This window comes from Microcoleus sp. CZ3-B2, from assembly GCF_036705055.1.
GTDB lineage: Bacteria > Cyanobacteriota > Cyanobacteriia > Cyanobacteriales > Microcoleaceae > Microcoleus.
This window is the reverse complement of the sequence record NZ_JAUBTN010000054.1, coordinates 8,668-30,487: the sequence shown is the minus strand read 5'-3', so window position 1 is coordinate 30,487 and position 21,820 is coordinate 8,668. Positions and strand designations below refer to the sequence as shown.

Annotated in this window: 17 protein-coding genes; 8 read left to right on the top strand and 9 right to left on the bottom strand. The window is 46.0% G+C overall.

The genetic code is table 11. The annotated features are described in order from the left end of the window. Positions 1-353: 353 nt before the first annotated feature. Together QUA97_RS21155 and QUA97_RS21150 are read left to right on the top strand one after the other, a co-directional pair. Positions 354-1,373: a Sll0314/Alr1548 family TPR repeat-containing protein gene (locus QUA97_RS21155; RefSeq protein WP_194070848.1), complete on the top strand. Its 1,020-nt coding sequence runs from the start codon at positions 354-356 to the stop codon at positions 1,371-1,373. Between the two features lie 15 nt (positions 1,374-1,388). Continuing rightward, positions 1,389-1,850 carry a DUF3531 family protein gene (locus QUA97_RS21150; RefSeq protein WP_194070847.1) on the top strand — a complete coding sequence of 154 codons (462 nt, stop codon included), beginning with the start codon at positions 1,389-1,391 and terminating at the stop codon, positions 1,848-1,850. A gap of 217 nt (positions 1,851-2,067) precedes the next feature. Here QUA97_RS21150 and QUA97_RS21145 read toward each other — a convergent pair whose 3' ends face one another. From QUA97_RS21145 to QUA97_RS21135, 3 genes are all read right to left on the bottom strand, one after another. Beyond that, positions 2,068-2,439 (bottom strand): phage holin family protein, encoded by a 372-nt coding sequence (locus QUA97_RS21145; protein ID WP_228050347.1) that lies wholly within the window; start codon positions 2,437-2,439, stop codon positions 2,068-2,070. 20 nt (positions 2,440-2,459) lie between these two features. Next, positions 2,460-3,551, bottom strand: coding sequence for a redox-regulated ATPase YchF (gene ychF / locus QUA97_RS21140; RefSeq protein ID WP_194070846.1), 1,092 nt, complete (start codon positions 3,549-3,551; stop codon positions 2,460-2,462). 258 nt (positions 3,552-3,809) lie between these two features. Then, positions 3,810-4,058 carry a gamma-aminobutyric acid A receptor, epsilon-like protein gene (locus QUA97_RS21135; protein ID WP_194070845.1) on the bottom strand — a complete coding sequence of 83 codons (249 nt, stop codon included), beginning with the start codon at positions 4,056-4,058 and terminating at the stop codon, positions 3,810-3,812. Between the two features lie 348 nt (positions 4,059-4,406). Between QUA97_RS21135 and QUA97_RS21130 the strand changes: the two genes are divergently transcribed. From QUA97_RS21130 to QUA97_RS21115, 4 genes are all read left to right on the top strand, one after another. Next, positions 4,407-5,978 (top strand): aminotransferase class I/II-fold pyridoxal phosphate-dependent enzyme, encoded by a 1,572-nt coding sequence (locus QUA97_RS21130; RefSeq protein ID WP_333195843.1) that lies wholly within the window; start codon positions 4,407-4,409, stop codon positions 5,976-5,978. Positions 5,979-6,240: 262 nt separating this feature from the next. Beyond that, complete coding sequence (gene cbiT / locus QUA97_RS21125; protein WP_194012222.1) at positions 6,241-6,834, top strand: precorrin-6Y C5,15-methyltransferase subunit CbiT; 594 nt, start codon at positions 6,241-6,243, stop codon at positions 6,832-6,834. Between the two features lie 491 nt (positions 6,835-7,325). Continuing rightward, positions 7,326-8,243: a phosphatidate cytidylyltransferase gene (locus QUA97_RS21120; RefSeq protein ID WP_194070520.1), complete on the top strand. Its 918-nt coding sequence runs from the start codon at positions 7,326-7,328 to the stop codon at positions 8,241-8,243. Then, positions 8,244-8,417: a hypothetical protein gene (locus QUA97_RS21115; RefSeq protein WP_333195841.1), complete on the top strand. Its 174-nt coding sequence runs from the start codon at positions 8,244-8,246 to the stop codon at positions 8,415-8,417. It abuts the gene before it with no gap. A gap of 94 nt (positions 8,418-8,511) precedes the next feature. On the opposite strand, the gene QUA97_RS21110 is transcribed toward QUA97_RS21115, so the two are convergent. Next, positions 8,512-9,303, bottom strand: a complete 792-nt coding sequence (locus QUA97_RS21110) for an LmeA family phospholipid-binding protein (RefSeq protein ID WP_333195839.1) — start codon at positions 9,301-9,303, stop codon at positions 8,512-8,514. A 430-nt stretch (positions 9,304-9,733) separates the two neighbouring features. Here QUA97_RS21110 and QUA97_RS21105 point away from each other — a divergent pair, with 430 nt between their 5' ends. Continuing rightward, complete coding sequence (locus QUA97_RS21105) at positions 9,734-10,528, top strand: pseudouridine synthase (protein ID WP_194070531.1); 795 nt, start codon at positions 9,734-9,736, stop codon at positions 10,526-10,528. After that, positions 10,525-11,406: a helix-turn-helix domain-containing protein gene (locus tag QUA97_RS21100; RefSeq protein ID WP_194070522.1), complete on the top strand. Its 882-nt coding sequence runs from the start codon at positions 10,525-10,527 to the stop codon at positions 11,404-11,406. The genes QUA97_RS21105 and QUA97_RS21100 overlap by 4 nt, the downstream gene beginning before the upstream one ends. 351 nt (positions 11,407-11,757) lie before the next feature. Here QUA97_RS21100 and malQ read toward each other — a convergent pair whose 3' ends face one another. From malQ to QUA97_RS21075, 5 genes are all read right to left on the bottom strand, one after another. Further along, positions 11,758-13,266 (bottom strand): 4-alpha-glucanotransferase, encoded by a 1,509-nt coding sequence (gene malQ / locus QUA97_RS21095; RefSeq protein ID WP_194070523.1) that lies wholly within the window; start codon positions 13,264-13,266, stop codon positions 11,758-11,760. 892 nt (positions 13,267-14,158) lie between these two features. Then, the gene (locus QUA97_RS21090; protein WP_194070524.1) at positions 14,159-14,284 is read right to left on the bottom strand and encodes a photosystem II protein Y; all 126 of its coding nucleotides are present in this window, start codon (positions 14,282-14,284) and stop codon (positions 14,159-14,161) included. Positions 14,285-14,487: 203 nt separating this feature from the next. Next, entirely contained in the window at positions 14,488-15,246 is a 759-nt protein-coding gene (locus tag QUA97_RS21085; RefSeq protein ID WP_194070525.1) for a MinD/ParA family ATP-binding protein, read from the bottom strand. Positions 15,247-16,172: 926 nt separating this feature from the next. Further along, entirely contained in the window at positions 16,173-16,970 is a 798-nt protein-coding gene (locus QUA97_RS21080) for a hypothetical protein (protein ID WP_333195836.1), read from the bottom strand. Between the two features lie 63 nt (positions 16,971-17,033). Then, a partial coding sequence (locus tag QUA97_RS21075; RefSeq protein ID WP_333195835.1) for a S8 family serine peptidase occupies positions 17,034-21,820 on the bottom strand: 4,787 nt, incomplete at its 5' end.

Here is a 21,820-nt window from a genome sequence, read left to right as displayed (position 1 = left end):
TATTGGTCATTGGTTATTAGTTATTGGTTATTAGTCCTTCGATGTGCTATTGATGATTCAGGCTTTTTCTGGCTGATACCGATCGCACACAATTATTTTACATAAATCTTTACAAAAATCGACCTTTTTTTTTGAGCTTTCCCCCTTGCTTTTGAGATTATTTAATGCTATTATTTAATAATGAAAATATGTGCAGAAATTTTATGAATGCTCACAGTCCCATTATTAAAGTATACAGCAATAGCCAGGAAAAATCAAGACCATCCGATCGATTTTTGAGTCGCGGCCCGGAAGTCTGAATTTTTAATTTTCAGATTCCCAGTTTACAATCAATTGCTTTTTGAGAATTGACGATGATGAAAACTATTTTAGCGTCCATTGGCAAGCAGATGTTGAGTTCCAAAAAGACTGTGGGGGCGATCGCCCTTGGAGCAAGTGCGATCGTCCTGAGCATCTGCATTAACTCTGCAGTAGCGGGGGATCCCTTTCGCAGCAGCAACCCACAGGCGATCGGGCCCAACACCGAAGCAGCCTTCAAAACAATGTTTGAACAAGGAAACTACAAACAAGCAAAAGTCCAAGTTCAACAAGCACTATTAGCCGAACCAAACGAGCCGCTAGCCTATGCAATGGCAGCCTCCCTATCCTACATCGAGCAAGACTTCGACTCGATGAATTCCTACGCGCAAAAAACCCGCGAAGTAGGCGAACAATTGACCAAAACTAACCCCTTGCGCGGCAATCTATACACAGCAGTCGGTCACTTTCTCGAAGGAGCAAATGCCATAGCCAAAGAAGGAACAGCCAAAGGCGCGCCCCAAGCACTCAACAAACTGCGAGTAGTATTTCAATACCTAGATGCAGCCGAAAAAATAGCTCCCAACGACCCAGAACTCAACCTGCTTAAAGGCTACATGGACTTAATGCTAGCCACAAACCTGCCCTTTTCCAACCCCAGCGAAGCCATTAAACGACTGGAAGAAAAAGCTTCTCCCCGCTACTTAGCTTATCGCGGCATGGCAGTAGGCTATCGAGACTTGAAAAAATACGATCGCGCCCTAGAATTTGCCAACAAATCCCTAGCAGAAACGCCAAACAATCCAGAAATTCTTTATCTCAAAGCACAAATCTTGTTTTCCGAAGCCAGGGGAAAAGAAAGCAACAAAACCCTACTAGAAGAAGCCCGTCAAAACTTCGACGCAGCCTTAGTCAAACCAGACCAACTACCGCGCAGCCTAGTAGCCGAAATCTTCTTTCAGCAGTGCAAAACCCGCAACCGTCTCGACAGCAAATCTCGCAACTGCGACCCAATGCGCGATAAAATTAGAGATGCAGGTGGCATCTGGGGGCCGACGGCTTTACCACCACTATAAAAATACCAAAAAACCATGAAAGTACAGTTTCGCGAGTTTAACCCCTTTGACCTCTGGATTTGGCTGAAGTTTAGCAACGTGCCTTCAAACGGTGAAAAACAGTATGTTGAAGAAGTATTTGACTCTTGGTTTTTCTTGGGAAAACTAGGGGGATTTAATGCCGAAAATTTGCAAGTTCAAGATGAAGGCTTAGATATTAGTGACATGGATTACGATGTTAATCTAGCCGACCAAAGCATGATGGCTTTGATGCACAATATGGGAGAAATGGAGTATCAAGGTTCTTGGGCTCGCTGTTGGTTTGATTTAGGGACTAGCGACGCTATCGGCATCGATATTTTAATTAATGTTTTCCAGCAACTAAGCAAAGAATTCGTGACGGTTGAAGAATTGATTATCGGTGGAGAACATCCAGACTGGCCTGTGGAAAATAGTCGCAGTCGAGAGGCTTTTGTCCCTGACAATTACTCATCATAGGTCATTAGTCATTGGTCATTAGTCATTGGTCATTAGTCATGAGTCATTGGTCATTGGTCATTGGTCATAGGTCATTGGTCATTGGTCATAGGTCATAGGTCATAGGTCATTGGTCATAGGTCATTGGTCATGAGTCATTAGGGGCGGGTTTTGCGGGAGATATTTGCTATAGCTAACAACACAGATAAACCCGCCCCTTTCGCGTTACTTTTTCTATCTACCGTACACTTGGTAGCGTACCCAACACCTGATAGAGCAAAGAGTTAATAAAACCCAGTGCTACAGCGCCCAACAAAGCACTCCAAATTCCCCACCGCAAGCGAAACCCTTCGACTAGCCAAGCAGCCAATCCAAAGATAGCAGCATTGATAACAATCATAAACAAACCAAAAGTTACCAATACAATAGGGAAGCCCAAAAATACAAAAATCGGCCGCACTAAAGCATTCAGCAATCCAAAAACTGCAGCCGAAACCATCGCTTTTCCAAAAGTGTCAATATCTACCCCGATGGGCAACTTGGAAAGAATAAAAAAGCTCACCGATGTTACCAACCAAGCAATTATCAGCGAAACTATATCTATCTGCATTTGCTTATCTCCTGAAAAAACTAAACATTAAATCGGAACAACAGCACATCCCCCTCTTGTACAACATACTCTTTTCCTTCACTGCGAACTAAGCCTTTTTCCTTAGCTGCATTCATCGCGCCCGTAGCAACCAAATCTTCATACGCTACAGTTTCGGCCCGGATGAAACCCCGCTCAAAGTCCGAGTGAATCACTCCTGCTGCTTGCGGTGCTAACATTCCCGCTATAATCGTCCAAGCGCGAGTTTCCTTGGGCCCGCTAGTGAAATAAGTCCGCAAACCCAATAATTCGTAAGTAGCTCGAATCAAAGATTTTAAGCCACCTTCAGTCACGCCGAGAGATTCGAGAAAATCTACCCGTTCTTCTTCTGGCAACTCTACCAATTCTGACTCAACTTGCGCCGAAACTATGACAACCTTAGCATTTTCTTTAGCTGCTATTTCCCGAACTTGTTCGACATAGCTATTTCCAGTTCCCAAATCGTCTTCAGACACGTTAGCCGCATAGATAATCGGCTTGTTTGTTAACAATTCTAAGCCTTTAACTAATTCAGCTTCTTCCTCAGTTAAACTGCACTGGCGCACGGGTTTTTCTGCATTCAAAACCACAACTAACTTTTCAAGCACGTCCACTTCTGCTTGAGCTTCCTTGTTGTTGCGGGCTTGTTTGCGAGTGCGATCGAGCCGGCGTTCAATTTGAGCCAAATCTGCTAAAATTAATTCTAGATTGATAATGTCAATATCTCGCTGGGGATCGACAGAACCTGCAACGTGAATGATATCATCATTGTCAAAACAGCGGACAACATGGACGATCGCATCTACAGCCCGAATGTGAGACAAAAACTGATTTCCCAGTCCTTCCCCCTGACTCGCACCCTTCACCAAACCCGCAATATCCACAAACTCCATCCGCGTCGGCACAGTTTGCACGGATTTGGAAATATCGCTCAGCACCTTCAACCGTTCGTCTGGTACTGCCACGATACCCGTATTTGGCTCGATCGTACAGAAAGGAAAATTAGCAGCAGTCGCCTTGGCATTAGCAACCAGAGCATTAAACAAAGTAGATTTGCCAACATTAGGCAGTCCGACAATTCCGGCGGTAAGCATAGCTATTTAGAAACATATCACTGTATCAAAATATCATAAGTATCCGCAATATATCAGATCGATCGCCCAATGTTCGCGCCTGTGCCCGCCTAAAACTCTAACTTTAGGTCGATGGCTCAAGGGTTTACAAATGGTCACGTAAAATATCGCCCAGAACCTGTCCCTGTCCCATCAACAAATTGGGGACTTGCGAGAAAATCGGTTTGGGCGATCGACCTCACAAACAATCTTAAATTTCGCGATCGACTAAAACATAATTTAGATTGGTTCAGGGATTGTCTGAGGAATAGGCCCCGGCACTGTTTGAGGAATCGGCGAGGGTACAGTTTCCGGCACCGGTTCGGGAATTGGCTGCGGAATTGGGGCTGGTACCGGCTCCGGTACTGGGCCAGGAATCGGTTCGGGTACCGGGCCCGGCACCGGTGGCGACGAAGGAATTTCCGGCAGCCCCGGTTCGGTACTGGGAATCTGCGGGCCTGGAAACGGAGTAGAGTTGGGAAAAATCATGTTACTTTTTTGCTCAGCTAATAGAGATGTTTCTCGAAAATTTTGTCGCCACTTCCAGCCATTTTTTGATAAATAAAAATAACTAATGTGTGACCTTGTTTAATTACCGTAAAATTTAATTGCCATGTTTCCAATTAAATTCTTGCATTTATCTGCGTTCATCTGTGTTTCTCTGCCAACATCTGCGGTTGCAATGTCAATCAAGTATTTATACGGCACTTGTACAAGTATGCTAAATTAAAAATAAATTACACATCTATCTAAAGAGCTATGATTAACTGTTATGCCAGCCTAAAACTAAGCCTTCGGTATTAAACTAAATATCAACTACAACAAATAAAATTAAGCGTGTCAGCACCCAACCCTCAACAACAAACACCGCTATTAGATGCCCTGCGCGATCGCACAAATCATCCGCACGCCCCATTCTACGCCCCCGGACATAAACGCGGACAAGGAATCTCAGGGCCCTTAATTGACTTATTCGGTGCGACAGTATTTCGCTCGGATTTGCCCGAATTGCCGGAGTTAGACAATCTCTTTAACCCAGAAGGTGCAATTGCCGAAGCTCAAGAATTAGCCGCCCAAGCATTTGGAGCCCAATCAACTCGGTTTTTGGCTAACGGTTCAACTTGCGGAATTATCGCAGCCATCTTAGCAACTTGCGGCCCCGGCGATAAAATTATCCTACCTCGAAATATCCACTCATCGGCGATTTCAGGTTTGATTTTATCCGGCGCAATTCCGATTTTTGTCAATCCAGAATACAACCCGGATTGGGATATTGCCAACAGCATCACCCCAGAAGCCACAGCAGCAGCCCTAGAACAACATCCCGACGCGAAAGCAGTAATGATAGTTTACCCAACCTATCACGGCGTTTGCGGGGATTTGCGGGCGATCGCCCAAATTACCCATCAATACAACATCCCGTTATTAGCAGACGAAGCCCACGGCGCGCACTTTAACTTTCACCCAAACTTACCAGAACCGGCCCTATCAGCCGGGGCAGATTTAACGGTACAATCAATCCACAAAACCCTCGGTGCAATGACACAAGCATCGATGCTGCACCTCAAGGGCGATCGTATAAATATCCAAAAACTCGATCGAGCATTGCAGCTAGTACAATCCACCAGTCCCAGCTACTTATTGTTAGCATCCTTAGATGCAGCCCGCCAACAAATCGCACTCCGTGGCAAAGAATTAATGGCTCAAACCTTACTATTAGCAGACCAAGCGCGCGATCGTCTCAATCAAATTCCCGGCTTATCAGTTTTAGAAACATCAAACACGCCCGGTTTTGCCGCATTAGACAGAACGAGGCTAACAGTAAAAGTATCCGATTTAGGCATCACAGGATTTTTCGCAGATGAAATCATGCACTCGGAACTCGCAGTCACAGCAGAACTTCCCATGCCGCAACATCTCACATTTATTATCAGTTTGGGGAATACAGAATCAGATATCGAAAATCTAGTTAAAGCTTTCACAGTTTTAGCAGAAAGAAGCAAGTTCGACATCGATCGATGTGCGGGATTTAACGGATTTAATAGCTCGATATTTCAGCAAGAAGCAACAAGCAACAAGCAAGATTTTTCCCATTCCCCACTCTCCCCCTCTCCCATTCCCCCACTCTCCCCCTCTCCCATTCCCCCACTCTCCCCCTCTCCCCATCGCACCCTCTCCCCCCGCGATGCCTTCTTTTCCCCAGTGGAAACTGTAGCTGCAGACAAAGCGGTCGATCGCCTGTGCGCCGAGCTCATCTGTCCCTATCCCCCAGGAATACCAGTTTTGATGCCCGGTGAAATCATTACCCCAGAAGCCCTAGACTACCTGCAACAAGTCCTTGCAGCAGGCGGCCAAATCACAGGTTGCAGCGATAGAAGCCTCCAAACCCTCAAAGTTGTGCGAGAGTAAATATTAAGACTTGGGGGAAATGGGGAGATGGGGATAGTGGGAGATGGGGATAACGAAAGATGGGAAAAATCTTCCCTCTTTTCACCCTAAACAAAGCCGTTATAGCCTTCTTCCTTCTTCCCTCGGACCTCGGACCTCTTCCTTCTTCCCTCTTCCGACGAACTTACATCCGTTACATCCGTTACATCCCGTACATAATCCGTTGCCGAACTTCCCTCGGACTTCTTCCTTCTTCCCTCTTCCTTCCATTAAAAATAAAACTATGCTTTGGCCCTACGTGACTCCTGGTATTCCCGATGACTTATTTGAACGTTTACCAGGAATTCCCATGAGTAAGCGAGAAGTCCGACTGCTGTTACTCTCCTACCTGCGACTGCAAGCAGATTCAGTAGTGTGGGACATTGGTGCAGGTACTGGTACAATTGCTGTAGAAACAGGTTTGCTTTGTCCCAAAGGTCGGATTATCGCCGTCGAAAGGGACGAAGAAGTAGCCAGCTTGATTCGCAGAAATTGCGATCGATTCGAGCTCGACAACGTAGAAGTCATAGAAGGCAGTGCCCCGGAATGCCTCGAAAATCTGCCCCAACCCCCCCACCGAGTCTGCATCGAAGGAGGTCGCCCCATTAAAATGATTCTCAAGGAAGTCTGGCGGTACTTGCAGCCCCGCGGTCGAGTTGTCGCCACAGCATCGAATTTAGAAAATCTTTACGCCCTTTCCGAAAGCTTCGCCGAGTTGCAAGTCCGCAACATCGAAGTAGTCCAGTCCGCCGTCAACCGTTTGGAAACTCGCGGCCTGAGTCAAACCTTTGCCGCCGTCAATCCCATCTTCATTCTCAGTGGCGAAAAGCTGGATTAGAAGTCAGTTGACTGTTGACTGTTGACTGTTGACTGTTAACTGTTGACTGTTAACTGTTGACCTGGTTCCTCGGCAGAGCCTGGAATACATACCCAATGCCCAATGCCCCATTCCCCATTCCCGATGCCCCATTCCCATTCCTAAAATGTAATTCTTAACCTTTTTTAAGTTCGCTTAACGTTCATACTAAGAATGAGGGCGAGCATAGTTGGATTGACCGCCTGAGTTGAGATTTTGGAAGATTGATTGGGGATGGGGGTTGCCCGTGCAAGGGAGGAAGCCGTACCTTAACAATTCTTGCATCGCAGCATTTTTGCATTTTTGCATCGAATCACAGCCCAAAGACGGATACCGCGGCACGTACAATCGTCGCTCACCAAAATTTGGACTGAGGTTCAATGTCCCAGATTTATCTGCCCTTGTAAATCTCAAATCTCAAATCTCCAATCCAAAATCGACCGATTTACCATCTGCTGTGAGAAATTCATTTTATGCCTTGGTCCCGTATCCTGAGTGGAATAGTTGCGATCGCCCTTGCTTTGGGAATGATTATTATGGGGGGATGGTACTTCACCCTCGGTTTTGGAGTCATCGTCTACCTCGGTCAATTGGAATATTTTCAGTTAGCCAGGGCTAAAGGCATTGCACCCGCAGCCAAAACTACCTTAGCTGTCAGTCAAGGCCTGCTAATCACTGCCGCCCTGGCACCGCAATTTGTAGACGCGATGTTCCCCCTAGCCGGAACCTTAATCTGTTTCTACCTGTTATTCCAACCTAAATTATCCACGATCGCCGATATTGCTACCTCAATTTTAGGATTGTTCTACGGCGGTTATTTACCTAGCTACTGGGTACGGCTGCGAGTCGGTTTCGACCAAGCAAATATTGCTACAACCCAATTTTCGCAAACAGTAGCCAGCAATGCGCCCGTTAACATTCACCCGTCCCTGTCTTGGACAAGTCACAGCAACCTATCTTTAGGATTGACTTCGCTGATGCTGGCTTTCTTCTGCATCTGGGCCGCTGACATTGGGGCTTATTTTGTCGGCAAATTCTTCGGCCGCACCAGCCTCTCCCACATCAGCCCCAAAAAAACCGTTGAAGGTGCCGTATTTGGTGTTTGCGGCAGCATCGCCGTGGCCGTCGCCGGGTCTTGGTATTTACAATGGCCTGGGTGGCCCTATACTGGGGCTGTTTTTGGTTTGTTGATTGGTGTTGCTAGTTTGTTGGGAGATTTAACTGAGTCGATGATGAAGCGAGACGCGGGGGTTAAGGATTCGGGACAGTTGATCCCCGGTCACGGCGGCATTCTCGATCGCACTGACAGTTATGTTTTTACCGCGCCCTTAGTCTACTATTTTGTGATTTTGCTCTTACCCGCGATCGACTCTTTTTTAATTAATCGGTAATTGGGAATTGGGGATTGGGAATTGGGAATTGGGAATTGGGCATTGGGCATTGGGAATTGGGCATTGGGCATTGGGCATTGGGCATTGGGCATTGGGCATTGGGCATTGGGCATTGGGAATTGGGGATTGGGCATTGGGGTATGTATTCCAGGCTCTGCCGAGGAATCAGGTTAAAGTCAACAGTCAACAGTCAACAGTCAACAGTCAACAGTCAACAGTTAACAGTCAACAGTCAACAGTCAACAGTCAACAGTCAACAGTTAACTAACTAAGGCAAAACTCTAATTCCACCCCGACAAACCATCTCCCCCGGACTCAAAATCAACTCATCAATTGCAACTTCCTGTCCGAAATCAATTTTAAAATCATTGAAATCACTACTCTTTAATTCTCCATCGATTTCTATTTCTGGTGCTTCAAACATCAATTCGCTACCGCTGACAATCCGCAAACCAGTCCGCAATACCAAAGGAATTTTGCTACCGCCAGCGCGCAAAATTGTCGCCGAAAGCGTCAACTTCCCCGTCTCAATTTTTATCTGAGAATCTTGCAATTTCAGAGATTTTTCGCTATCTGTCAGCGGTAACATTGGCAGCAAAAATTCGCTCAAAGCATCAGCCAGCAAAGGTGCTTTCAGCGACGCATTCAAATCCGCTTGAGCGAGCCTCAAAACGCCCGTGACGGGAACGGATTCGAGCAGGCGCAGGGGCTTGCCTTTGAGAGCTTGACCGAGGTTGATGCGAATGCCACAGCCCTCTATAGCAACTTCCGTCAGATGTAATCCTTTATACACAGCACCGCTGGCGGCCGCCGTTACTTTGGGGATCGCACCGCTGAAGATTTGTCGATCGCTCCCCTCAATTTTCACCTTCAACTCGTCAACCTGCTGAACTTGCGATCGCAGCCACAACTGCACCGCCGGAGACAGCACCGAACTCGCGATCCGGCTGCCTCTACCAGGCGGTGGTGTTCCTTGTCCCTCGGCGAGATTAGCAGTTCCATCAGAGCTCGCAGCGCCAGATTGATTGTCAAATTGAAGTGAGTTGCGATCGACAGTCATAAACCATTAAAAAATATAAGCCTTAATATTCAAGCACAGAACTTTAACTGGGACTCGCATCCAGCCTCACAAACCCAGTTTGTGCGATCCCAAGGCAAATTTAGCGATCGAGCGTATCAATTTAACCGGATGTACGGGATTTATGGTAGTGTTGATTATGGTCTAGTCAGACCCACACCTCTCAAATTAACAGCAAACTAACGGCGGGGCGATAGCTTGCCACGAGTCTTTCCCTCGTAGTTTTTGCAAAAAAAGATTCAGGGTTATCTTATCGGGACAATCTACACCGGGCCCAACGCCATGTAAGGATTGCCCACCATAAAAATTTATTCCGACTAGGAATTCAACATTGGTAGTAAGGTTAAATCCATTAACCCTATTGTATTTCATCCCCCAACGCTCCTGTGTTGGCGGTTCCCACACTCCCGTCATGTCTGATGAAAGGCTGCAAAAAATTCTCGCCCAGTGGGGCATTGCCTCTCGCCGTCTGGCAGAACAGATGATTGTCGCTGGACGAGTCCGAGTTAATGGCAATATTGCTCGCTTAGGACAAAAAGCAAATCCCGATCGCGATTTGATTGAAGTCGATGGAGTGCCAGTGAAACCAACGGATCGACCCGCTTGTGTCTATCTGTTGCTCAACAAACCAGCAGGCGTAGTTTCTACTTGCCGCGATCCCAGAGCCCGATCGAAAGTTCTCGACTTATTACCACCAAAATTGCGCTATGGTCAAGGCATTCACCCCGTAGGACGCTTAGATGCAGATTCCACAGGCGCTCTCTTGCTCACCAATAATGGTAAGCTGACATTTTGTTTGACCCATCCGCGTCACTCGATCGCCAAAACTTATCAGGTTTGGGTACGGGGCGATCCCCCGGAAACCATACTGCAAGCGTGGCGTGAGGGCATCATTCTGTCCGGCAGAAAGACTTTGCCCGCAAAAGTGAGAATTCTCGATCGCGCCGGAGACCAAACTCTGTTAGAAATCATTCTATCAGAAGGGAGAAACCGACAGATTCGGCGTATTGCCGAGCAGTTGGGATATCCCGTGGTACGCCTGCACCGCACAGCCATTGGCCCGATTCTATTGCAGCAGCCAGGTTCGCCAATATTGCCACCGGGCTGCTACCGCCCCCTAGAAGATGCAGAAATTATTTTTTTATGGAATCTAGTCAACCTAACATCAATAAGCGTGCCAGCAAATCTCGAGGAGCACAGCATATGACAAAGAATTTATTGTTTTTATTCTTCAAAACAACTAAGCAAAAACTGCACCCCCAAGATCCCGAACCACCTCAAAATAAGCTAGCGGAAATAGGAGCTCAACTCCGGCAGTGCCGCGAACAGCATTCGATTTCTTTGGACAAAGTAGCCGTGGTAACAATGATTCGCCGGAATCTCCTGCAAGCCATTGAGGAAGGTCAACTCGACCAACTCCCCGAACCGGTCTACACTCAAGGTTTGATCAAGCGCTACGCCGAAGCAATGGGTTTGGACGGAAATCAGTTTGCGGACTTTTTCCCGATGGAACCGCCAGCGCGATCGAGTACCAAGCTATCCTGGCAAGATGGGCCTCAATTGCGCCCGATGCACCTCTACATCTTTTACACATTTCTAATTATCTGTTCAGTCAACGGCTTATCTCACTTGATGGGCAATTCTGCGACAGGCAAAAAAGATGCCACAGCCGAAGAACTAGCCCTCGGGAAGCAAGAACAAGCTCGTTTAGCAGCCTCAGCATCGAGCGCCTCAAAAAAACAGAAACCCAATAGTTACGAGGCTGTCGAAGCAGCAAGAACCGGTCAAAATCCCAATAAATCTAGCAACAAACCAGTGATGGTTAGCCTCACTTTTAAGGCAGATTCCTGGATGCAGATTGAAGTCGATGGCAAAACAGAATTTGAGGGAATTTTGCCGACCGGGACTGTACAAACCTGGGAAGCCGATCGCAAATTGGTAGTTGTAGCTGGTAACGCCGGCGGGGTAATGATTGCTGTGAATAACGGACAACCAGAACTAATCGGAAACCCCGGAGTCGCCAAAGAACTTATTTTTAAAGCAGACGAACTCAAGCCTTCAGCCGATTCCAAAAATCAAGGTTAATCGGAAAAAGGCAATCGGAAATAGTTAATAGCTAGCCGTCGATAAGTTTTAATAAAAATCTCCTTCTTTATTGACTCCTATCATCCGCGATCGATTAACCGCACTCGCTCTTAATTAGGTTCGTAGTGCGTCCTAGCTTCCGTAACATGAAAGCGGAAGCTAGGACGCACTACGAACCATTTTTGTTAGGGGTAATATCGTTTCCGATAGCATCGGAATAGTAAATTCACTGTTAACGGTTAACGGTTAACCGTTAACCGTTAACCGTTAACATCATGTATGAGTGCAACCGGAATTGATATAATTGACCGGACACGAGCAGATTACCAATTACCAATTACCAATTTTTGTTCAATTTTTATTAGGAGTGCGCCCGGTGATGTAAGTCATGTTTTTTAGCCGATCGCGCACCTCCCAATTCAAAGCTTCGCGCCGATACCGCCAGCCCCAATTTCCGTCTGCTTTCCCCGGAAAATTCATCCGCGCGTCCGTAGCCAAACCCAACAAATCTTGAAACGGCACAACTGCTAAATTAGCAACCGAAGTCCAACCCATGCGAATTAAAGACCAGTGAATTCCTTGGGGATCGATACAGCCCAAATAACGAAAAACCTCATCTCTTTCGTACTGTTGGAGTTGATTGAACCAGCCGACAGTCGTGTCGTTGTCGTGGGTGCCCGTGTACACTACGCAGTTGCGATCGTAATTAAAAGGCCAAAAAGGATCTTCCGGGCCCGCGCCGAAAGCAAACTGCAAAATCTTCATACCCGGAAACTCGAACCGATCGCGCAAAGCCTCTACTTCAGGAGTAATTACCCCCAAATCTTCAGCAATAATCGGCAAGTTCCCAAACTTTTCATTAATTACCTCAAACAAAGCCGTTCCCGGCGCCTTAATCCACTCTCCCTCCATCGCAGTATCCTGCCCGCGCTTCACCGCCCAGTAAGCGTCAAATCCTCGGAAGTGGTCGATCCGGCTCACATCTACATAATCGAAAAGCGCTTCAAAACGCTGCACCCACCACTCAAAATTATTTGCTTGCAGCGCCTCCCAATTGTAGACTGGATTGCCCCACAATTGACCTGTGGCGCTGAAGTAATCCGGCGGAACACCCGCCATTAAAGCTGGTTCTCCGCTTGCTTCATCCAAACAGAATAATTCCGGATTCGACCACACATCAGCGCTATCGTGAGCTACATAAATCGGAATGTCGCCAATAATTTTAATTTCGCGCAGGTTCGCATAGCGTTTCAACTCTGTCCACTGGCGGAAAAACTCGAACTGGACGTATTTGTAGTAATAAATCTCAGTATTTAGTTGCTGCCGCCACTTGTCTAGCGCCTCCGGTTTGCGTCGGGCAATTTCAGGTTCCCAAGTGTGCCAGCTAGCTCCGTTGAAGCTATCTTTTAGTGCCATAAATAAGGCATAATCTTCCAGCCAAAACGCTTTGGTTTGGCAAAAACCCGAGAATTCTTTTTGCTGCACCGACGATGCTTTCGCTTTGAAGTTTTCGCAGGCTTTTTTGAGCAGAGGCATTTTGTGCGCGATCGCCCGATCGAATTCTACAGTATCCAGCGCAAATTCCGGCAAACTATCTAAATCTTCATCGGACAGCAATTGCTCATCCCGCAGAATTTCCGGGCTCAGCATCATCGGATTTCCTGCCATTGCTGAATAGCACGAATAAGGAGAATTGCCGTAACCAGTAGGGCCCAGCGGCAATATCTGCCAGTATTGCTGGTCGCTTTCCACTAAAAAATCAATAAACTTATATGCTTCTATGCCCATGTCCCCAACACCGAATCGGCTGGGAAAAGATGTTGGGTGGAGTAAAATGCCGCTCGATCGGGGAAAAAGCATAATCTATCCTTAGATATAGGAGTTAAACGTTGACAATTTGACAGATATTCCCTATTGGTTAAACTTCGCAGTTTTTAGGGCGATTTTCAGCGCAAATACTTTGGCGATTGTCTCATATTTTTTGCCGGAACGTACTTGCTAAATATTTGTATGGCCATCTCATCACAAGTGCTGAGTACAGCCGAAAACATCAAGCTCTTCACTTACGCCTTTGCCCCAATAGACCAATTCCAAACAACCTCTAAAGAGCAGGCTCTATGCGCCCGATCCACAAGAATTATGGGATTCGTCTAATATAGACAATTGGTTTCTCTTACCCGGTAGCACTTGCTACCAACTATTTGAACACTTACGCACGGGTGCGTCGAAACAGGGTTTTTTCTATGCGCCTCCTTCGCACTCACCCACAGAACGAGTAAAAAAACCCGGTTTCTAGGTGTGTAGGTGCGTCCGGGACTGTATTTTTGTCCGATCGCACCCGGTTTCTGCACAAGTCCTGAATATAACTGTTGTTTGGCTTGCACAGACTCTCTCTAGAGTCGTAAATTGCCCTTCAGGTCAAAAATCAAACAAATTCCCAAACATGAGGCAACTGCCTTACCCCTGTTCCAAACCACGATCGCAATCCAGTAAGTCATATCATGTCCGGTAGATTACCATCACAAAAACAGTTCGCGCCTGTGTCCCCGAGTCCGCTCTTATGCAGGCTCTGACTGACGCACGCGCGATCCCATCTGAGATATGTCAATCCACCGGACACGATATCATTCGCCAATCGCCCGCAGCCAATCGCATCAGCCATCGCTCTTGTTAAGCCAAGGCACAAAGAGACCGACTGTTTTTGTATCTCAAGAAACAGTCGGCTGCGAAATTACCGGTGAAAATGCTGAGTTTAAGTTTGCTTGTTCAACAATTTCTGCGCTTGTTTGAGAGCTATAGCGCCGACGTTGTAAGCAGCCCAGCCGCCTGCCAACAAGACGGGCATCAATACTATTAGTATGCGCCAATCAAATTCCATGAGTGTTCCTCCTCAAGTTTTTTAACAAAATTCTCATAATCTATTTGTATCTCATTTTGTCGCCATTCTCCTTTCTCTTCAAGCAAATCTTGTCGCCTGTGAAAGTTTCTCCCCGGGACTTGCGGGCGCACTCGGGGACATCGTTTTTCAGGAATTGAGATCGAAACTACCGCACTCGGCCCTAATCACCCTCACCACACAAATTATCCGATAATCTGTTTGGCAATCCCTTCCACCACCTTAGTTAGAGGGTCATTAGGGAATTGGAGCGCAAACACCCCCTTACTCGCTAGCAGCATCATCTTCTCGCTGTGGGGCAGCACCCCGCCAACTGGGATGTTGTAAATACTCTCTACTTGCTGCTTCAAATCCTCAAAATCCAGAGATTCTGGGGCTTTGTTGATCGTCATCAAAATCCTAGGAACTTCTAATTTGCGGGCCACATCTACCGTGACAGCCGTTCCCTGAAAATCTTGCTGATCCGGACGCAGAATCAGCAGCAGGATATCGGAAATCGTGATGCTGAGCAGGGTTTCTTCGTTGAGCCCAGGGTGCGTGTCGATAAATAGGTAGTCTAAGTTCAGAGCGTCAATCAGTTCTTGAAAGCCGTCGGTCAGCAGTCCCACGTCGTAGCCTTCGCGCAAAACTCGCGCTATCTCCCCTGCTTTAATGCTCGAAGGAACGAGGAAGAGGTTGCCGTTATTCGCTAATTTTGGCAGTAACGAACTGACATTGTAGGCCGTTTCGGCGATCGGACATCGGCCCCACAGATAATCGTTCAGGGAGCGATCCATGTTGCTCTCGCTGAAACCGAACAGTACGTGAATCCCCGGCGATTGAATATCAGTGTCTACAATGCCGACCCGATTTCCGTCGCGAGCGATAATAGATGCCAGGTTTGCAGTCGTGTTCGATTTGCCAGTGCCGCCCCGGTAAGAGTGAACAGAGATGATTTTGGACATGATACGCCTATTACAAAGATGGAACAATTATCTATTTAAGTCTAGTCATTTATTGACTTTGAAACTCTTTATTATCCTAGATTTTTATACAGACAGGTTGATGATTTATATCCTGTATAGAACCCATTTGAATTCTAACAAGAGGGTGCAAGCCTTTTAAGCATCAGTAGAATCAAACAAAGCTTGAGCTTGACAGTCGCGTTATCTAAAGTTCTCTCAACATTTTTGACTCAAATTTTACATCTTTCCACCCAAGCATTTGACCGTTCTCTTCCCCACCTTGCTCTCACCAGTACAAAGCCGGATTTTTCCTCTACTTATTTGTCTTGTTTAGATGTTTTTTTCGAGAGAGCAAACTTGATTGTTGTCATAACTTGTGGAGCCATTTTTTTAAAATCTTCTGTGAGATGTTCTGGCTGATAGCCAGGGTAAGCGTAGTATCGTAATCTGAGGAATGTTCGCAGGTTTAAACTTGAAATAATCGATGTTTTTACTCAACATCTCAATCAAACCAGAATCATCATTAAGACATGGTTGCTGGATTGTGCTTTTATAGTGAAGTTACCACAAGCCCGTAAAAGATGTCAAATAGACTCTATATGAAAGTGCGATCGCCCGTAAAGTCGAGATCCCGCAGAGTTGTTGCCATAATTATTATCGTGTCGATCGCACTTTCACAGGACTGCGTATCGCCCCCAGCGCATATTACACAAAAATCAGAGCATAGGAGCGATCGCCCGTAATGTCGAGATCCCGCAGAGTTGTTGCCATAATTATGATCGTGTCGATCGCACTTTCACAGAACTGCGTATCGCCCCTCAGAGCATATTACACAAAAATTAGAGCATAGGAGCGATCGCCCGTAATGTCGATCGCTCTGACAAGTAAAACTATCGACAATAATTCGATCGCAAATCAGAGAAAGGTCAAATATTGTCCAATATTGATGGTAACCTTGGGCGAGGCTGTTCAACTTGCAAATATTTATCTCCACAAAGCTTTTCTATTTGGATCAAATATTTGCGATTTTGGGCATACATCTCTACCCATGCCATCACTTCTTTTCTTTCTGTCTCATTGATTGCTTTAGCAATTTTTTGTAAAGCTTTCACTGTTAATGTTTGCTCAATTGCCTCATATATGAGCAATACCTCAAAACACTCGTCACTCCTTTCATCGGGATTAAGACATTCTGGTGGTGGCGGTGCAACATTCCTCAAATTATTTCGGATTTCATTCCTTAGCTCATAACTCACTAAATTCTTAATTTCTGGGATAAGTGAAGCTAATACTACAGGAAGTATAATTGGTTTACGCCCCGGTCTTGGCTGCCTATAAGTACCTGTCAGAACAGGCTGCCATGAAAACATTGCCGCTCTGAATTCTCCACAAAAAAAGTGCAGCAAAACCCATTGTTCTAACTCCACAGCTACTTTTAGTCCTGACTGAGCTGCCAGTTCTAACAGTGCCTTTTTAACAATTTGTTGTTCGAGTTTTGCGCGTCCACCAGGTGTTCCTATCTCCCAATCTCTGGTTTCCAGACACGTTTCATAGTCCATCATAGCCCGAGCATATATCGACTGCCAGACTTGCGGTTGCTCCGCTACAGGTTTTGGCAACCCCATGAGAAATAGAAACTGGTTTACCCACGGCAGGGTGGGTAGAGATAATGTTCTCAGCCATTCGAGACAATCAGAGTCTCTCCAAGGATATGCAAGTTCCATACAGTTTTTTGTGTGACTTCAGATGGGCAATTTTCGCAGTTAGTGATTGGGAAAACAGGCAGGTCAAGACCTAGGCACAATCCGAAAAGGTAGTGACAAAATCGCTGCAATCCCTACCAAGATGGCAATCACAAAGTTTGATGTTCCTTCAACTACTACTAAAATACCATCTTTGAGCTTTGCACCAAGTGCAAAAGCCTGTTGTAGCAACCTATTTGGCTGACTGGGAGGAAGTGGTTGTTCAGGAGGTTCTTTATCAGCATATTCCCTAGCTGTATTCACTAAATCTTCAGCTCCGAGTGCTTCTAGGTCGAAATCGTCACAATCAGAATAATCCAATTCTTTCAGTAATCTACGTAAATTTTCTTGCACTTTTCTGTATCTGTCCTGATGTCCTGTCCATGACCCTTTACCGTCAGCCATGTTGCGATTTTCAGCTTCAGGATATCCTGCTCTAGCAGCAACGTGAGCTTGGTAAAGACGATTAGTATTATTATCATTCAGCAAATCTTGTTCGCGCTTTCTCAGTGATTTTTCAAAGTATCCTTGTTCATTAATGAAACCTTGATATAGCACCTCCTCGATTTTTTTTAGGAGGTCGTAGCACTTTTTCAGATCTTCGTCATCAATATCGGGAGGGAGCAGCGGAGGAGGATTTGAACCACCTCTTGGCTTAGGAGGATTATTAGCTAAATCATCATTCCCACTCCCACCTGAAAGCGAATCATAGCCACCACTACCAAAGAAAACATCTTTAAACTGAGCCTCCTTAATAATCACAGTCGGTATTATCCAAATATCATCACTAGGCTTCGGAGGCTTCACCAAATCCACTGGCGCATCCAAATTCTTCGGAGCCTTATTCAACCGCGGCGCCTCCCCAAAATTCGGCACATCATTCACCTGCGTCCCTGTCCCCTTCGGGTCAAATCCTCCCCTTTTTGACTCAGATTCACTCGGCAAATACTTGCCATCTTTCCAACTAGACTTCGACCAACTCTCACTCCAATCATTCCGACCATCATCCCATACAGTCCCGCTGCGATACCAACTCCAACTGCTGCCACTACTCGTATAAATACCTCCTTTTGTTCCTGATTCTGACTCGGAACCGCTGAGAGTTTCCGTCCAACTGTAACCCCCATTAAAATAAGACTTGCTGTAACTCGAACTCCAACTAGAATACTTGGAGACTGAACTCACTAAACCTTTAGTATCGTAAGTGCTTTCGATCAACCATTTCTCGTAAGTCGAACTGCCACTCTCAGTTTTTCGACCATCTTTATAAGTGGTAACTGTCTGTGAATTCCAAGTCCTAGAGGCATCGCTACTGCTAGATGAATTGGCATTACTGCCCTCGGTACTGCTGTTACTTTTACTGGCTGCTATTGTCGATTCGTCGCTGGTGCTTTGAGTCGTGTAAGCATCAACTTTATACTCGCTCTCCCACCGAGCATTATTTTCGGAGTAATTTGATTGCTCGTTTTGAGAACTAGGTTTTCCCGAACTGTTGCTGCTGGAAGATTTCGACTTGCTGACGGAATAAGTATCTTGATTTTGACTGCTAGTGTGCGGCCCGTCTTTGTAATTTTGCGTGTTATTTCCCTGAGTTACCGAGTAATTATTGTTGCGATTGTTTAGCCAATAATTAGGGCCGTTGCTGCTGTTGGTTTGTTGAGATTGATTGACGGTGTAATTGTCTTGATTGGTGGTACTTTTTGATTTGCCGTCATCGTAACTGCTGTTAGCATTACTGTTCCATTCAGAATAACTATCTTGGGTGTTGCTGTTGACGGCTTTGCCATCGGTTGTAGAGTTATCCCAGATTGAGTTAATTACAGAATAGTTGTCGCTGCTGTTATTAGTTTTGGAGAAACCGCTGGTATTGTTGCTTTGAGAATCAGATTTGCTAACTGTGGTTTCTTCGCCACTGTGGGTATTATTATAACTGCTACTGTTGCTGCTATTCGTCCAATCGGCTTTTCCTTGAACTTGAGTTGAACTGTTATTGACGGAACTGCCGGTGCTGCTAGTAGAGCGAATGTTTGAAGTTGATTTGGAACCCCAATCATCTTGGCGGTTGCCGTTAACTATGCTCAGGTTCGTACCGTATTGGCTGTCGGATTGAGACTTGCTGTTTCGATAACTTTCTGAAGCATCGTTTCTGGTATAGGCGGGAGTGGTATAGTTGTAAGAACTGCGGGATTTTTGATTGGATGAACTTTGGTCGGCGCTAGTACCTTCGTATTTAACTCGGCTGTAGTTTTGCTGCGATTGATTTTTGTTTTCTGTTGAGTTTTGGGAAAAGTTTTTGGTGGTGTAGGTATCCGTATTTGTGCTGCTATCGCTTGTGGATTCGTTAAAATAGTTGCCCTTGCTGTTGGTTTCGACAGCACTTTGATCCCAGCTTGATTCTGTGTTTGAGAAGTTGCTATTAGTTTGAGAGTTGGTAATGGCTGTGCCGTTGGAACTACTGGTAGAGGTAGTTGTGTATGGCGCTAATTCTGTGGTATAAGAGCTAGTGCCTTCGTTGCTGTTTCCAGTTGAGGTACTGGTAGTTTTTGGCGTGCCGGGGGCTGTGGTTGCAGTTGCTCTTTCTGAGGGTTTGGCTGCGGTAGAATTGGCAGAATTGTCGGTATTTGTACCAGCATCAATTAAGGGTTTTGTCAAGAGTTTAGCTGCTGCCAATACGGGAATTGTGGGGAGGGTTTCTGCTGCTGTAGCAATGGCTAATTCTGCGTCGAGAATTCCGTATCCTGTTCTTTCGTCCCATTCGGGTACGTCAATGTCTGTTGCTGTTTTCAGGAGGAGATTTTTGATTTGTTGGCGGCTTAGGGATGGGTTGGCTGCCCACATTTTGGAGATGGTAGTTGTGACGAAAGCGGCTGCGATTGATGTGCCTTGTTTGGTTTCGGTTGTTGAAGTTTCTGCTGTTTGTGCAGTGCTGGTTGGTGCTAGGATATCTAAACCGCCTCCGTAGCTGGAATAGGCGGCGCGGTTGTTGTTTTCGGATGCGCCGACGGTGATGATGTTGTCGAATTCTGTGGAGGCTTGTCCGAGTGCGGATAGGAGAGTTCCTTCGTTACCGGCGGCTGCTACAATCAGGATGTTGTTTTCCTGAGCGTATTTAAGTGCTGATTGTTCTTCTGCTGTCAGTTTGTGCCGCGTGGTTTGCGTGCCGTCGGGATTGATTTGGGTTAAGTCGAAGCTGAGGTTGACGACGGCGTTGGGTTGTTTTGCAGCAATGGCGGTGTCTACAAATTCTATCAGGGATTGCTGCCAGTTGCCGCTACCGGTTGCCCTTCCCAACCAAATAGTAGGAGATTGTTTTGTATCGCTTTGATTGTGGGAGTCGCTGATAATTCCTAAAATTGTGTCGCCGTGTTGGTTTCCTTCCTTTGGTTGAAGTAGGGGATTATTGTCGCCGTCGATTACATCTTTTCCTAGGATAATTTGGCTGTAATCGATGTTAGGATTGTCGGCTGTGAAGCCCGTGTCGATAATACCGATAAATGGTTGGTTTTGTTGAGAAGAATTAGCGATTGTTTCTCTAGGAATTACTGACGGCCCAGAAACCGGGTTTTTTACGGAATCTGTTGGTAACAACGAAGTATTTTCGTCAAAAAACCCGGTTTCTTTAGTCTGAGTGCGTAATTCCTGTTGGAGTTGGGTTTCCGTGTGGGTGACTGCGTATTCGTTGATGTTTGTTTCGGAGTTGCTGTCTGTTGCAGTTGCGATTTCGGAGTCGGCGATGATATTGTGTGAGTTGTCTGGCTGATTGTTTTTGTCGGATGATATTTCGGGAGTAATTGTGCTGTTTTCGGAGTCAAAGTTGGGGTTTACATATTCGTCAGTGGTTGTTGGCGACTGATTGTCGCTGTCGGCGATAAGATTTTCCGATTGTTGCGAGTGATGGTTTGGCGTGACAGCGATTTCGGGAATAATAGTTTGGTTGTCGGCAACTATATATTCTGGATATTCTGATGCGGGTGGTTGATAGTTTTGGATGGATGCTGTGGAGGAAATGTTAGGGAATTGTTGGGCGAGTATGCTGTTGAGAGTTTCCGACAGTGTGGAAATTTCATCGTCTGAAAGTAGCGGTAAATTGTCAGCAGTTTCGCCGGCATTTTCGAGGCTGTCGATAAGAGTTGGGGAGGTGTTTTCAATTTCCCCAGTGAGAATGTCTGTGGATTCTGTGGGTATTGTCGCTATTTCTGGTTGGATAAAGACGGGTTTTTCAATTGTGTCACCTGTGATTTCGTCGATTTCTGTCTCAACAGGATTTGTCTGGAAGTTGGAAATTTCGGAAACAGTCGGCTTTTGAGTTTCTGTCGCTGGGGATTTTTCAGGTTTTGTCTCAGCCGGATTTGTCTCGGAATTGGGAATTTCCGAAACAGTCGGACTTTTGTCTTCAACTACTGGGGATTTTTCAGGTTTTGTTTCAGCCGGATTTGTCTCGGAATTGGGAATTTCCGAAACAGTCGGATTTTTGTCTTCAACTGGGGGAGATGTTTCAGTTTTTGTCTCTGTCGAATTTGTCTGGGAGTTGGAAATTTCCGAAACAGTCGGATTTTTGTCTTCAACTACCGGGGAATTTTCAGGTTTTGTCTCGGAGTTGGGAGTTTCCGAAACAATCGGATTTTTGTCTTCAACTACCGGGGAATTTTCAGGTTTTGTCTCAGTCGAATTTGTCTTGGAGTTGGAAATTTCCGAAACAGTCGGATTTTTGGTTTCTGTCGCTGGGGAATTTTCAGGTTTTGTGTCGGAGTTGGGAATTTCCGAAACAGTCGGATTTTTGGTTTCTGTCGCTGGGGAATTTTCAGGTTTTGTGTCGGAGTTGGGAATTTCCG